The sequence below is a fragment of the Sneathiella chinensis genome (assembly GCF_012720115.1).
In the GTDB taxonomy this organism is placed as follows: Bacteria; Pseudomonadota; Alphaproteobacteria; order Sneathiellales; family Sneathiellaceae; genus Sneathiella; species Sneathiella chinensis.
On sequence record NZ_VNWN01000002.1, the window covers coordinates 1098896 to 1112900 of the forward strand.

Annotated in this window: 17 protein-coding genes and 1 other RNA gene; 6 read left to right on the forward strand and 12 right to left on the reverse strand. The window is 56.2% G+C overall.

The genetic code is table 11. The features are described 5' to 3' along the window. Positions 1 to 80: 80 nt before the first annotated feature. The 8 genes from FQB27_RS05190 to ygfZ form a co-directional block, all read right to left on the reverse strand. Positions 81 to 569, reverse strand: a complete 489-nt coding sequence (locus FQB27_RS05190; RefSeq protein WP_206374330.1) for an SspB family protein — start codon at positions 567 to 569, stop codon at positions 81 to 83. A gap of 69 nt (positions 570 to 638) precedes the next feature. Beyond that, positions 639 to 972, reverse strand: a transfer-messenger RNA (tmRNA) gene (gene ssrA / locus FQB27_RS05195). 11 nt (positions 973 to 983) lie between these two features. Further along, positions 984 to 1502: a dihydrofolate reductase gene (locus tag FQB27_RS05200; RefSeq protein ID WP_206374332.1), complete on the reverse strand. Its 519-nt coding sequence runs from the start codon at positions 1500 to 1502 to the stop codon at positions 984 to 986. Positions 1503 to 1512: 10 nt separating this feature from the next. Further along, a complete protein-coding gene (locus FQB27_RS05205) occupies positions 1513 to 2307 on the reverse strand; it encodes a thymidylate synthase (protein ID WP_169559775.1) in 795 nt (264 codons plus the stop codon). 145 nt (positions 2308 to 2452) lie between these two features. After that, positions 2453 to 2794, reverse strand: a complete 342-nt coding sequence (locus FQB27_RS05210; RefSeq protein WP_169559776.1) for a DUF1491 family protein — start codon at positions 2792 to 2794, stop codon at positions 2453 to 2455. Between the two features lie 27 nt (positions 2795 to 2821). Beyond that, positions 2822 to 3013 carry a hypothetical protein gene (locus FQB27_RS05215; RefSeq protein ID WP_169559777.1) on the reverse strand — a complete coding sequence of 64 codons (192 nt, stop codon included), beginning with the start codon at positions 3011 to 3013 and terminating at the stop codon, positions 2822 to 2824. Between the two features lie 16 nt (positions 3014 to 3029). Continuing rightward, entirely contained in the window at positions 3030 to 3629 is a 600-nt protein-coding gene (locus FQB27_RS05220; RefSeq protein ID WP_169559778.1) for a DNA-3-methyladenine glycosylase I, read from the reverse strand. Positions 3630 to 3701: 72 nt separating this feature from the next. Then, entirely contained in the window at positions 3702 to 4604 is a 903-nt protein-coding gene (gene ygfZ / locus FQB27_RS05225; protein ID WP_169559779.1) for a CAF17-like 4Fe-4S cluster assembly/insertion protein YgfZ, read from the reverse strand. Positions 4605 to 4731: 127 nt separating this feature from the next. On the opposite strand from ygfZ, the gene FQB27_RS05230 reads away from it, so the two are divergent. Then, positions 4732 to 6051, forward strand: coding sequence for a dihydroorotase (locus FQB27_RS05230; protein WP_169559780.1), 1320 nt, complete (start codon positions 4732 to 4734; stop codon positions 6049 to 6051). 31 nt (positions 6052 to 6082) lie between these two features. Beyond that, complete coding sequence (acuI, locus tag FQB27_RS05235; RefSeq protein WP_169559781.1) at positions 6083 to 7072, forward strand: acrylyl-CoA reductase (NADPH); 990 nt, start codon at positions 6083 to 6085, stop codon at positions 7070 to 7072. 69 nt (positions 7073 to 7141) lie between these two features. Here the strand turns inward: acuI and cysQ are convergent, their stop codons facing one another. Continuing rightward, on the reverse strand, positions 7142 to 7912 hold the full coding sequence (gene cysQ, locus FQB27_RS05240; RefSeq protein ID WP_169559782.1) for a 3'(2'),5'-bisphosphate nucleotidase CysQ: 771 nt from the start codon (positions 7910 to 7912) through the stop codon (positions 7142 to 7144). Positions 7913 to 8029: 117 nt separating this feature from the next. Here cysQ and fdhD point away from each other — a divergent pair, with 117 nt between their 5' ends. Both fdhD and mobA read left to right on the forward strand, forming a co-directional pair. Continuing rightward, entirely contained in the window at positions 8030 to 8896 is an 867-nt protein-coding gene (fdhD, locus tag FQB27_RS05245) for a formate dehydrogenase accessory sulfurtransferase FdhD (protein ID WP_169559783.1), read from the forward strand. Continuing rightward, complete coding sequence (gene mobA, locus FQB27_RS05250; protein ID WP_169559784.1) at positions 8893 to 9534, forward strand: molybdenum cofactor guanylyltransferase MobA; 642 nt, start codon at positions 8893 to 8895, stop codon at positions 9532 to 9534. The genes fdhD and mobA overlap by 4 nt, the downstream gene beginning before the upstream one ends. Here the strand turns inward: mobA and FQB27_RS05255 are convergent. The 3 genes from FQB27_RS05255 to FQB27_RS05265 all read right to left on the reverse strand — a co-directional run bounded on the left by FQB27_RS05255 (position 9531) and on the right by FQB27_RS05265 (position 11406). After that, a complete protein-coding gene (locus FQB27_RS05255) occupies positions 9531 to 9938 on the reverse strand; it encodes a DUF3775 domain-containing protein (protein WP_169559785.1) in 408 nt (135 codons plus the stop codon). The two genes, mobA and FQB27_RS05255, sit on opposite strands and share 4 nt — an antisense overlap. Positions 9939 to 10033: 95 nt before the next feature. After that, positions 10034 to 10345 (reverse strand): hypothetical protein, encoded by a 312-nt coding sequence (locus FQB27_RS05260; RefSeq protein WP_169559786.1) that lies wholly within the window; start codon positions 10343 to 10345, stop codon positions 10034 to 10036. A 158-nt stretch (positions 10346 to 10503) separates the two neighbouring features. Continuing rightward, positions 10504 to 11406, reverse strand: a complete 903-nt coding sequence (locus FQB27_RS05265) for a LysR family transcriptional regulator (RefSeq protein ID WP_169559787.1) — start codon at positions 11404 to 11406, stop codon at positions 10504 to 10506. 117 nt (positions 11407 to 11523) lie between these two features. Here FQB27_RS05265 and FQB27_RS05270 point away from each other — a divergent pair, with 117 nt between their 5' ends. After that, complete coding sequence (locus tag FQB27_RS05270) at positions 11524 to 13017, forward strand: CoA-acylating methylmalonate-semialdehyde dehydrogenase (protein ID WP_169559788.1); 1494 nt, start codon at positions 11524 to 11526, stop codon at positions 13015 to 13017. Between the two features lie 72 nt (positions 13018 to 13089). Continuing rightward, a complete protein-coding gene (gene mmsB, locus FQB27_RS05275) occupies positions 13090 to 13977 on the forward strand; it encodes a 3-hydroxyisobutyrate dehydrogenase (protein WP_169559789.1) in 888 nt (295 codons plus the stop codon). The last annotated feature ends 28 nt before the right edge of the window (positions 13978 to 14005 follow it).

The following is a 14005-nucleotide window of genomic DNA, read 5'->3' on the forward strand; positions in this document are numbered from 1 at the left end:
GAGAATGGACGGTCATTGTTGATTGTCACGATGTACAAGGAGGGCGGGCGCCGCAGCGGCCTGCCCGGATAAATCTGCGGTTATTTTTTGCGAAAGGCATCCAGGGTGATAACTTCCCCGGCTTTTTCGTCTGTGGAACCCTTGCTTGCCTCTTCTGCGTCGGAAGGGCTGTCTTCCATGGCAGGGGCTTGTTCTTCCCCGGCGTCTTCCAGATCCTCATCAAGGCTGAATTGCAAGCCAAACTGAACGGACGGGTCCGCGAACGCAGTGACTGCGGCGAACGGAATGATCAGGGGTTCGCGTTTGTTGTTGAAGCTGAGTTCAAGACTGAAATGATCTTCTTCAACCGTCAGGTTCCAGAACTGGTGCTGCAGCACAATTGTCATTTCATCCTTGTACTTGTCGCGCAAGTGGTCGGGAATGGCAACGTCCGGATTACGGGTCGAAAAGGTGATGTAGAAATGCTGCTGGCCGGGGAGTCCGTTTTGTACGACATATCGCAGAGATTCCCGGACAACGCTGAGCAAGGCTTTCTCTACGAGTTGATTATAGTTTATTTCGCTGTCCATCACACCCAAAATACTCCAGCTTTTTCTTTGGTTTCCTGCTGTTTTTCAGGGCCGCAGGGGGCCTAAATCAGTGGAGGGGCTTCTGTTGCCAGGTGCCCCTCCGAACCCCGTGTAGCGGCTGTTAAGCGGCTACGGCAAATGCTTCGTTGTTGTCGTTAGCATTTGTAAAGTTTGACCCCGATAACGGTGAAGTCTACCCGAGCGAAAGCAACATCTTTACTGCGCGCGTCGAACCTGTTTCGCCCCCAGCAAAAACACAGTCGGTCAAAAGAGACTGCGCTTATGGTGGAGGCGCCGGGTACCGCCCCCGGGTCCGCAACGTTTATTCCATGAAACGTTTATCGCCATAGTCGGTTGCCCGACGCCTCTTAATATAGTTGCAGATGTTCAAGATTGAAAGGGGCCAAATAAGGATTATTCGCTGGCGCCCTGTTCCCGGTCCAGAATGTAAAAACTGTAAGGGAAATCATCCTTTTCCGAGGCTTCGTGATGTTCCTCGAAGGTGGTTTTCCAGTCTGCCGGGTCCAGTTCAGGGAACAGGGTGTCCCCGTCAATGGTCGTATGAACGCGTGTCAGGTAAAGCCGGCTTAGAAGCGGCATGAACAGTTTGTAGATTTCCCCGCCGCCAACAACGGAGATTTCATCGGTGTTGCGGCTGGCGGCGTCCTGTGTGGCAAGCTCCAGCGCCTGTTCGATCGTTGTTGCGATCAGGGCACCGGGGGCCTCAAAGGCCGGGTCGCGGGTCAGGATGATCGAGGTTCTTCCCGGCAGCACACCGGGAAGGGACTGAAATGTTTTCCGGCCCATGATCATGGGCTTGTTCATGGTATTTTTCTTGAACCATTTCAGGTCGTTGGACAGGCGCCACGGCAGGTCATTTTCAACACCGATGACATTGTTTGTGGCAACGGCCACGACGGCGGCGATTTTCACAGGCTCCCTCCTATACAGCGACGGGCGCAGGGATATGCGGGGCGGCCTCGTACCCTTTCAGGGTAAAGTCCTCGAACCGGAAGGCAAACAGGTCCTTGACGTCCGGGTTGATTTCCATGGTGGGCAACGGGCCCGGTGTACGGGTCAGTTGCAGGGCCGCCTGTTCCAGATGGTTGGAATAGATATGGGCATCCCCGAAACTGTGGACAAACTCGCCGGGTTCCAGATCGCACACCTGCGCGATCATCATGGTCAGCAGGGCGTAGGATGCGATGTTGAACGGGACGCCCAGAAAGATATCGGCGCTTCGCTGGTAAAGCTGGCAGGACAGTTTGCCGTCAGCCACATAAAACTGGAACAGGCAGTGACACGGGGGCAGGGCCATGTCGTCCACATCGGCGGGGTTCCAGGCGGTCACCAGCAGGCGCCGCGAATCCGGGTTGTTCCTGATCTGGTCCAGCAACTTGGTGATCTGGTCGATCTTGCCACCGTTCGGGGTGGGCCAGGACCGCCATTGATATCCATAGACGGGGCCAAGGTCGCCGTTTTCGTCGGCCCATTCATCCCAGATGCGTACCCCGTTTTCCTGAAGATAGCGGATGTTGGTATCGCCCGCCAAAAACCACAGAAGTTCGTGGATGATGGATTTCAGGTGCAGCTTCTTGGTGGTCAGGACCGGGAAGCCGTCGCCAAGGTCGAACCGCATCTGGTGGCCGAAGATGCTGTAAGTGCCGGTTCCGGTCCGGTCAGACTTGAAAGTTCCGGTTTCTTTTACGGTGTTCAGAAGGTCCAGATATTGTCTCATTCTTCGGCATTCCACTCATGTCAGGGTTTCAGGAACTACTAGCATGGGGAGCGATGCAAGGAAAGTTTCCTGACCTGCCGCAGGAGGGGGCATTAAAAAAATACCGGAAACTTCAGGGGAGAAGGCCCGCTTTCCGGAAAACCGGTCAGGTGGCGATTTTCTCGTCCAGAAGGTGGCGGCCTTCGCGATCCTCAATTTCCAGAACCCAGACATCCGGATCAAAGGACAACTGTTTCTGGATATAGGCGTCTGCCGACAATTCATCCACCCAGTCGGCCCCGGTTCCCTTTATCCACATGCGGCTGCCATCTTCGAAATTGGTGGTTGGGGTCAGGACCATGCATTGACCATTCAGACGGTTTATCTTGATCAGGACCGTGCCGGCACTGTTATCGCCGCGCCGGACCACCATGACCGGAATGTTCCAGAACGCGCATTTCCGAATGTGGGCCTTGACCCAGATTTCGGCTTTCAGTTTTGGTTCCATTAAATACGGTATCCTGAGGGTGTAACGTTAAAGGGCGTCGCCGAATTCGAGCAACAGGGAAATTTCGTCCCGCAGGCGCAAAAGCTGGTTCCGCTGGCGAAGATTGTTTTCTCTTTCCCAGAAAGCGGCGTCCATTTCAAGTTTTTGAACGGCGCCGTCGCCATATTTATCCAGATAATAACGGGCCATTGTCGGGGTATGGGGGCGGCGGTTGGGCATGGTCCTGTAAAATCAATCAGAGCGACTTGACCTGTGAATGGCGGAAACAATCCACCTGATGATCGTTGATCATGCCAACGGCCTGCATGAAGGCATAGACGATTGTCGGGCCGACAAACTTGAAGCCGCGGGACTTGAGGTCTTTTGATATGGCTTGGCTCAGGGCGGTTTGGGCGGGAACCTCGGACATTGCTTTCCAGTTGTTCTGGAGAGGCTGCCCCTCCAGATACCCCCACAATAGATTGGAAAACCCGCCTTCTTTTTGTTCAATGTCGAGGAAAAGCTGCGCGCCCTTTATGGTTCCCTCGATCTTGGCCCGGTTGCGAACAATGCCGGTGTCCTGCATCAGGCTTTCCACCTTGTCTGGGCCATAGCCAGCGATCAGTTCCGGGTTGAAATTGTCGAAGGCGGCCAGAAAATTATCCCGTTTGCGAAGAATCGTGATCCAGGAAAGGCCCGCCTGAAAACCGTCCAGAATAAGTTTTTCGAACAGGGCCCGGCTGTCATGGATGGGCACGCCCCATTCCTCGTCATGATAGGCGACATATTGTGGATCATCCCCGCACCATTTGCAGCGGGGTTTGTTATCCTGTCCCAGATTGATGAGGTTTTCCATGGCGCTGCCTTTTTAAAATGTTCCCTGTTTGTTCGCGATTTTAGGGGCTCACTATCCTGTTGGCAAGAGGGGTTATGCCTCCTCGCTGTCCAGATCGTCGGGAAGAACCACATACTCCGGTTTGCTGATCACAAGGCCTTCCGGGGACAAGGGAATATCATCCCGGCAGGCCGCGTGCCATTCCTTCAGGCGGGTCAGGGCAATCCCGTAAGGGCGGGAAAAGCCCTGCACAACGGCGATTTCCTTGCCATTCGCGGTGATGGGGTCCCCCGGTTCGATCTCTCCGTCAAGATGGAAGGCGAGAAACCGTTTGCGGATTTTGGCGCGGTGTTTTGTTCGGGCCGTCAGTTCCTGCCCCACATAACATCCCTTTGAAAAACTGACGCCTTGCAGTTCCTCGAAATTGGCTTCCAGCAGGAAGTTCTTTTCGGGCTGAATGTCGCTGCCGCCCTCGGGCACCCCAAGAGACAGGCGATGGGCATCATAGTCCTGCTGGCTTGCCGGGTGGACCCCTGTGAAGGCGTCTTCTGTCAGGGAGGCTGGGGCCAGAACCCGAAGGCCCAGCGTCGCCAGCCGGGGGTCCTGATACTGCAGGACGGCTTCGGCAGGGACTGCCGAGGCACCAACCGCATCGCCAAACAGGGCAAAGACACAGAAATCCGTATTGGCATCTTCAAGGATCACGTCAGAGCGTAGCTTGTACATGGTGAGCCGCCGGGCGAGGTCGGCCGCCCGCTCTGCATGGGTATCCAGCAGGACGTGGTCCCCCCGATCGATGATCAGGAAGTCGTGCAGGAATTTCCCTTGCGGTGTCAGCAGCGCCGCATAAACCACATCCCCTTCCTGTTGTCGGGACAGGTCATTGGTAACGAGGTTCTGGAGAAACGATTTTACATCCTTGCCAGAGAGGCGAAGGAGGGACCGGTTTGCCAGTCTGGCGACATACTGCATGGACATGCTACCCTGCGAAGACATTGAATTGGGTCAAATTGGACCTGCATCTTATCATCCGCAAACGTCTTTGCAACAGACTGACCCTTGGCAAGACGCCGCGAGAGGTTTAAGTAAGGCCTATCAATTTCAATGGTAGGACCCTCGGAACATGAAAGCTGATCTGATCATCAAAAACGGAACTGTCGTTTCTGCACGCGGTATCGAGACAACGGATATTGCTGTCGTGGATGGTAAAATATCGGCGTTCGGAAACTTTCAGACTGCTGAAGCGGCCGAGGTTGTCGATGCAACGGGCCTGCATGTCTTTCCGGGGGTGATCGATTCCCAAGTGCATTTCCGGGAGCCGGGACTGGAACATAAAGAGGATCTGGCCACAGGGACGGCCGCTGCGGCCCTTGGCGGGGTGACCGCGATCTTCGAGATGCCGAACACCAAACCGTTGACCCTGACCGAAGCTGACATGCAGGACAAGGTTCGCCGCGGCCGGGAAAAGGCATGGACCGATTTTGCCTTCTTTATTGGCGCCGCAGCCGAGAATGTGTCCGAACTGCCCAAGCTGGAACGGACCGAGGGCGTCGCGGGCGTCAAGCTGTTCATGGGATCGTCCACAGGCAGTCTGCTGGTGGACCGGGACGAGGATATCCGCCGGGTTCTGGAAAATGGTGTCCGGCGCGTCGCCATCCATGCGGAGGACGAACCGCGCCTTCTGGAACGTCAGCATCTTGCCGTTGATACGGTGCTTAATCATCCGGTCTGGCGCGATGCGGAATGCGCCCTTCGGGCCACACAGCGGGTCCTGAAAATTGCCCGCGAGACAGGCCGCCGTATTCATGTGCTGCATGTCACCACGAAAGAGGAAATGGCCCTTCTTGCGGAATACAAGGATGTGGCGACAGTGGAAGTCACTCCGCAGCACCTGACATTGAGCAGCCCGGACTGCTACGAGCAGCTTGGAAGCTACGCCCAGATGAACCCGCCCATTCGCGAAGAAGCACATCGGGCCGGTCTTTGGAAAGCCTTGCGGGATGGTGTGGTGGATGTGATCGGTTCCGACCATGCGCCGCATACAAAGGAAGAAAAGGCAAAGCCGTATCCACAAAGCCCGTCCGGGATGCCGGGGGTCCAGACCCTGTTCCCGCTGATGCTGGATCATTGCAACAAGGGCGAATTGTCCCTGCAGCACCTGATGGACCTGACCTCCGCCGGTCCGGCGCGGGTCTACGGGATTGCCGGCAAGGGGCGTTTGTCGCTTGGTTATGACGGGGACTTCACGCTTGTGGATATGAAGCGCAAACAGGAAATCACGGAAGACTGGTTGGCCTCCAAATGTGGATGGTCACCTTTCGCCGGAAAAACCGTACAAGGTTGGCCGGTCGCCACGATCATTCGGGGCAATATTGTCATGCGGGACGGGGAATTGCAGGGAGCTTCACAGGGGCAGCCTGTCCGTTTCCAGGAATGCTTGTAACAACTAACTATAATAAGAAGGAGTGAGTACCATGACTGACAGCTTCAAGGCGTTGGTAATTGATGATGTGGACGGCAAGCAGGTTGCGGGCTTCAGGGACCTGACCGTTGCAGATCTTCCGGACTATGATGTTCTGGTCGAGATTTCCTATTCCACACTCAACTACAAGGACGGTTTGGCAGTCTGCGGCAAGGGCATTGCCCGCCGTCGTCCCATGGTTGGCGGTGTCGATCTTGCCGGTACCGTGCTGGAAAGCGCGTCCCCCGATTTCAAGGCGGGTGACAAGGTTCTTGTCAACGGCTTCGGTCTCTCTGAAACCGAATGGGGAGGATACTCCCAGAAGCAGAAGCTGAAATCCGAATGGCTGGTCAAGCTGCCGGAAGCGTTCTCCATGCATGATGCCATGGCAATCGGTACGGCGGGCTATACCTCCATGCTGTGTGTTCTGGCGCTGGAAAAAGCGGGCGTCAAGCCGGAGGATGGCGACATTCTGGTTACCGGTGCTGCTGGCGGCGTTGGCTCGTTCGCCGTGGCCCTGCTGGCCAAGCTTGGCTACCGGGTTGTGGCGTCCACCGGACGCGAGGAAACCCACGCCTACCTGAAGAAAATCGGTGCCGCCGAGGTTATTTCCCGCGAGGAATGCTTGGGCAGTGGCCGTCCGTTCGACAAGGAACGCTGGGCCGGTGCCATCGACAGCGTGGGCAGCAAGACGCTGGCCGCTGTACTGGCACAGATGAAATATGGTGGTGCAGTTGCCGCTGTTGGTCTGGCCGGTGGTAACGACCTTCCGACAACGGTTCTGCCGTTTATCCTGCGTGGTGTTTCCCTGCTGGGTGTGGATTCTGTCATGGCGCCCATGGACAAGCGCGTCGAGGCATGGACCCGTCTGGCAACCGATCTGGATACATCCCTGTTCGCCGACATGATCACAACCGAGCCCATGAGCAACGTGATCGATCTGGGCGCCCAGATCCTGAAAGGTCAGATTCAGGGCCGTGTCGTGATCGACGTGAACGCCTGATTTTTTATGACATATCCCTGTCACCGGGGAAAAGAAAAGGGCTGGTTTTCACCAGCCCTTTTTTGTTGTTCAGATGTTGCCTTTTGCAACGAAGAAGGGATTGTCATGCCCTTCCTTGCCATAGGCAAGCGGCGCACCGTCCAGCGTTTCCACCGTGCCCCCGGCTGCTTCCAGAATGGCCTGACCGGCGCCAATATCCCATTCCATGGTCCGGCCAAGGCGGGGATAGAGGTCCGCCGCGCCTTCCGCCACAAGGCAAAGCTTCAGGGATGACCCCGCGCTGATCAGGTCGGCAACCTTGAAGTTGGCAATATAGTCGTCTGTTTCCGGGGTTCTGTGGGACCGGCTGGCAACAACGGTCAGACCTTCCGCCGGGGCGGGGCGAACAGAAAGGCGGCTTAGCGTGCCATCCTGATCCTTGCGCCAGGCATCGCCAGGGCCAGAGGCATAATAGGTGGTGTTCTTTGCCGGAACATGGATCACGCCCATGGTCGGTTTGCCTTGCTCGACAAGGGCGATGTTCACGGTAAATTCACCGCGCTTGTGGATGAATTCCTTGGTGCCGTCCAGCGGATCAACCAGCCAGAACACGCCGCCAGACAGATCGGGGGAATGCCCCGCGGCCACGCTTTCCTCTGCCAGAACGGGGATGTCCGGTGTCAGGTCTTTCAGGCCGGACAGGATGACTTTTTCTGCGGCCACGTCGGCCTCTGTCACGGGGGAGGCGTCGTTCTTGGTTTGAACGTCAAAATCCTGATTGTAGATGGCAAGGATTTTCTCTCCGGCCTCAATGGCAATCCTGACGAGGTTTTCGGTAACAGACGGGCGGTCAAGGTCCATGTCTTTGTCGTCCTGTTTGGCGTTTTTTCGGATGGGTGCCACCATATCGGAAAATCGGGGGCTGTCATCCTCTCTTTACAGCTTTACAGGAAAAGAATTCGTCCCATTATAGCCTGTATGAAAGAATTCAGTATTTCCCCCAACCCGAAGAACCCCGCCCTCAGTGAAACGCTGGAAGGGATCGATCATACAGGTGCCCGTATCCGCCAGCCGGTTGTCGTGGAAAAGCCGCTGACCTTGTTCCTGAACGGGCAGGAAATTGTGACCATGATGACAATCGGGGATTACCCGGACTATCTGGCGCTCGGCTATCTGCTGAACCAGAATATGCTGCGCCCGGATGATACGGTGACGGCGGTCGATTACGATGACGATCTGGGGGTGGTCGTGGTCAGGACCGACCGCAAAACCGATTTCGAGGAAAAGCTGAAAAAGAAAACCCAGACATCGGGATGTGCCCAAGGCACGGTGTTTGGTGACCTGATGGAAAAATTCGATGATATCCGGCTTGATCCCGAGGCCCGCCTCAACACCTCGTGGATTTATGAGCTGTCCAGAAAAATCAATACGCAGCCATCTCTCTATCTGGAAACCGGGGCCATTCATGGCTGTGTATTATGTCAGGAAGACAGGCCCCTGATCTATATGGAGGATGTGGGCCGCCACAATGCGATCGATAAAATCGCCGGGTATATGTGGCGTCACGGGATCGGTCCGGAAGACAAGATTTTCTATACGACCGGGCGATTGACGTCGGAAATGGTCATCAAGACCGTACAGATGCAGTTGCCCATCCTGATTTCCCGCAGTGGATTTACCGCCTGGGGGGTCGATCTGGCCCGGCAGGCCGGGTTGACGCTGATTGGCCGGGCCAAGGGAAAGCGGTTCATATGCCTGTCTGGTGAAGATAGAATCCGCTTTGATGCCGATCCGGCCTCTGTGCCGGATGAGGAAAGAAAACACCAGAGGAAGTCCAGTCAATGAGTAAAACCGACGCCAAAGCCATTACAAAAGCTGATCCGGTTCCCTGCCTGCTTCTGGCCGGGGGGCAATCCCGCCGGATGGGGGGCGGGGCAAAATTCCTCAAGACCATCGGCGAGCGGTCCATGCTGGATCATATCATTGACCGCCTGAAGCCGCAGGTCGGGGACTTTCTGATCAACAGCAATCAGCCGCTGGAAAATACCGAATATCCCGTTCGGCCGGACACCGTGCCGGGGTTCAACGGGCCCCTTGCCGGTATCCTGACCGGGCTTGAGTGTTTTTCAGATCAGGGCTGTACTGCCAGTCATATGCTCAGCGTTCCGACAGACGCACCCTTCCTGCCCACGGATCTTGTAAAGCGATTGCAAGACGCCATGACCGCCAGCCCGACTGCCATTGTCATGGCCTATTCCGGCAGCCGCATTCACCCGGTTGTGGCCCTTTGGCCTTTCGCCCTGAAGGAGGCCCTTCGGGAGGCACTGGTTGATGAAGGGCTGCGCAAGATACTGGTTTTTGCCGAACGGTATAGCCTGACAAGCGCACGGTGGGAGGACACACCCGTCGATCCGTTCTTCAACGTCAATCACCCGGAAGATCTGGACTTTGCGCGGTCGGTCCTGACCGGGGGGAAGGGTTAGCGGATCCCCGTTTCGAATTCTTCTGAATCGTATCCAAGTTCCGCCAGACCTTCTTCCAGATAATCACCAAGCTGGGACATGTTGACCAGATAGTCGGCAATATGGTCCGGGTTCAGGTCGCGGGCTTCCTCTATGGCGTCGTCCCACTCATCGGCAGAAAAGGTGCCCCGGCCGACCCAGGCAAGGGCGACAAGGTTGATCTGCTCTTCCTCGTTCAGTTTTGAGATGATGCGTTTCAGGTCCTTGTACCGGTCCTCGGTTTCGCGAAATTCCAGATCGTCGTCGATTTCCGGCAACTCCGTGAAGCGGGCACCGTCCGCGTCCTCCTCATTGTCCTGCGAGGCATTGAGGGCCAGCGAGTTGATAATCAGGTCACATACCTTTTCGACAGCAATTTTCAGCATCACCCATTCCCCACGATACCTATCCGGAAGATACTATATCATCAAGTTCTAAATAATAGTATCAGACAGGGACAGACTGTACCAGACGGATGATTCTAGTTTTCTGGCAGGGGGAAAATTTCCACGGCGACGGACAGGACCGGTAGGATGTTCTGCAGGCGCAGTTGCAGATGGGCCGCCTCGCTATAGGCAAATGGCGCGGCCACGATTGTCACCGTTAGCTCGTTGTTGTGCTGAACGCTGCTGAATGATGTGGGAACCATGTTTCGCAGGGCGAAATTTTCAAGAATTCTGGGCAGGGCAGAGGGTTCCGACACGGCCTGAATGGTAAAACGGGCCTCGACCTGTGCGTCGCGAGACAGGGAAGTCGCCGGATCAGAGGGGAGGGAGAAAGGCTGTATGGTCATGGGTATTCGCTTGGATAGAAAAAGATCGATAGAGAACAGGCCTGCAATGTCTGGTGCCCCGGCTCTAGCAGGGAAGAGCCGGGCCTGTAATTCGTTCTATCTGGATTTCAGCGAATATTTGTTTCATGTCAAACAGATTAGGAGGATTTTTCTCAGTGTCAACAAGGGATTAGGCCGAGCAATTTTCTTTGCTTTTTCTCGACAAGTGTTGTCAGGAATTGCGTGACAGCCTTGATTCTTGCAAGATCGCGAATGTCTTCGGGGGTGTTCAGCCAAAAAGTCCGCCGCACTTCGATCTCATCGGGAAGCAGGCAGACCAGTGACGGATATTCGTCGGCAACGAAGCAATGCATGATGCTGAGACCGGCACCGGCAAGGGCGGCCTGAAACTGGAACACGATGCTGGAACTTTTCAGGGTGACGTTGGGGTTTGACACAAACTCGCTCAGGTACAGCATTTGCGGATCGGGAACCAGTTCATCAATATAGGAAATGAAGGTATGGTCTTTCAGGTCTTCCTTGCTCTGGATTGGTGGGTGGTTGTCCAGATAGTCCCGGCTGGCATACAGGCGCAGGGTGTAATCTGTCAGCTTGCGGGAAATCAGCCGTCCCGACTTGGGGCGCTCCAGCGTGATGGACAGGTCCGCCTCCCGTTTTGACAGGCTTACAAAGCGGTCATTGGCGACGAATTCAAGCTCGATCTCGGGGTGGATCTTCTGGAAATGCTTGACCTCGCGGGACAGGAACTGGCTGCCGAACCCTTCCGGCACCCCAAGGCGGACAACACCGGTCAGGTTCCGGTTCTCCCCGCCCACATGGTCCTGAATGATGGCGGACTGGCTTTCCATGGCCTCCGCATGGGGCAACAGGCGCTCCCCGGCCTGCGTCAGGACATATCCCCGCGTGGTGCTTTCGAACAGTTTTGCATCCAGTTGTTTTTCAAGCGCAAGCACGCGGCGGCTGACTGTGGTATGATCCACCTTCAGGGCCTTGGCCACTTCGGTGAGGCGTCCCTTGCGGCTGAGTTCGAGGAAAAAACGGACATCGTTCCAGTCGAACATTGGTTCAGTCTCCTGATGTGCAAAATCACACAGGCAGTGTGCAATCTTACGTAATTACTTTGCATTTTTACCCATGTAAAGTTCAAGGATCATAAAATCTCCTGGGAGCGAAATAACATGACAGAACAACTGAAGCACTACATTGGCGGCCAATATGTGGCCGGTAAGTCCGGCCGGTTCAGCCCGGTTTACAACCCAAGCACCGGCGAGCAGAAAGCCGAGGTTCCGCTTGCGACCGAGGCCGAGGTTGGGGACGCCATTGCTGACAGTCTTGCCGCCTTCCCGGAATGGGCCGCCACATCGCCCATCACCCGTGCGCGTGTCATGTTCAAGTTCAAGGAACTGGTTGAAGCCAATATCGAGGAACTGGCCGCTCTGCTGTCCAGCGAGCATGGCAAGGTTCATTCCGACGCCAAGGGCTCCATCATTCGCGGCCTTGAGGTCGTGGAATTTGCCTGTGGCATTCCGCACCTTCTGAAAGGTGAGTTCTCGGACAACGTTTCTTCCGGCATTGACATGTATTCCATGCGCAAGCCTTTGGGCGTTGTTGCCGGTATTACACCGTTCAACTTCCCGGCCATGGTTCCCATGTGGATGTTCGCGGTTGCCATTGCCTGCGGTAACACCTTCGTTCTGAAGCCGTCCGAAAAGGATCCGTCCCTGCCGATGAAACTGGCGGAACTGATGCTGGAAGCCGGTGCCCCGAAAGGCGTTCTCAACGTGATCAATGGTGACAAGGTTGCCGTTGATACCCTTCTGGATGACGAGCGGGTCAAGGCCATCAGCTTTGTCGGCTCCACCCCGATCGCGAAATATGTTTACAGCCGTGCTGCTGCCGCCGGAAAGCGGGTTCAGGCCATGGGCGGCGCAAAGAACCACATGCTGGTCATGCCGGATGCGGATATGGACAAGGCCGTTGATGCCCTGATCGGTGCCGGTTATGGCTCCGCCGGGGAACGGTGCATGGCTATTTCCGTTGCTGTTGCGGTGGGCGATGCCGGTGACCAGCTGGTTGAGGCACTGGCCCCGCGGGTTCGCAACCTGAAAGTCGGCCCGAGCGCGGCAGACGGCGATATGGGACCGCTGGTCACAGCCGAGCATCTGGCCAAGGTGAAGGGATATGTGGACCTCGGTGTTCAGGAAGGCGCCAACCTGGTGGTTGATGGCCGTGACCTGACCCTGCAGGGCTATGAAAACGGTTATTACATGGGCGGTTGCCTGTTCGACAATGTCACCACAGACATGCGGATTTACAAGGAAGAAATCTTTGGTCCGGTCCTGTCCGTGGTCCGGGCTCCGACCTTCAACGAAGCCATGGAAATGGTCGACAAGCACGAGTTCGGGAACGGTACCTCCATCTTTACCCGGAACGGCGATGTGGCCCGGGCCTTCTCCAACAATGTCGAGGTTGGCATGGTTGGCGTGAACGTGCCGATTCCGGTGCCGTTGGCGTTCCACAGCTTTGGTGGTTGGAAAGCCTCCGCCTTTGGTGACCATAACCAGCACGGTCCGGAAGGCGTTCGTTTCTATACCAAGGTGAAAACAGTGACATCCCGTTGGCCGGATTCCATCAAGTCCGGTGCGGAATTTGTCATGCCGACCCATAAGTAAGGGGTCTTTAAAACCATAAGAACAGAGTGTGCCCGGTTCCGCCGGGCACACGTCAAATCCGGGAGGGATCAAATGGCGAAAATCGGTTTTATCGGCGTTGGCAATATGGGAGGGCCAATGGCCATCAACCTGCTGAATGCCGGCCACTCAGTAAAGGTGTTCGACCTGGCCGCCGATGCGGTCAAGGCCTGTGTGGAGGCAGGCGGTGAGGCTGCGTCTTCCGCAACAGAGGCCGCGAGCGGCGTCGGCGTCGTGATCAGCATGCTGCCCAAGGGCGAGCATGTGCGGCAGGTCTATCTTGGGGAGAGCGGCATCATCGCCGCCGCAGGGGAAGGAACCCTGTTCATTGACTGTTCCACAATCGATGTGGCGACGGCCCGCGAGGTATCACAGGCGGCAACGGTTGCCGGCAAGATGATGGTGGATGCACCGGTCAGCGGCGGCGTTGGCGGGGCAGAGGCAGGGACCTTGACCTTCATGGTCGGCGGCCCGGCAGGCGCGTTTGAAGCGGCCAAGCCCCTGCTGGAAATCATGGGCAAGAATATCGTCCATACGGGGGCATCCGGCAACGGGCAGGCCGCCAAGATTTGTAACAACATGATCCTGGGCATTTCCATGATCGCCGTGTCCGAGGCCTTTGTTCTTGGGGAAAAACTGGGACTGGATCATCAGACCCTGTTTGACATTGCCTCGACGGCGTCCGGTCAGTGCTGGTCCCTGACAAGTTACTGCCCGGTACCGGGTCCGGTTCCCACATCCCCGGCGAACAATGACTACAAACCGGGCTTTTCCGCGCAGAATATGCTGAAGGACCTGAATTTGTCGCAGGAAGCAGCCGACGGGTTTCATGCGTCAACCGCCCTTGGGCATGCGGCGATGGACCTGTACGAGAAATATGTCTCCGGGGAGGGTGAGGCCGCAGACTTTTCCGGTATCATCAACATGATCAGGAAGTCCTGATCCGGGACAGAAGAGAATGAAAAACGGG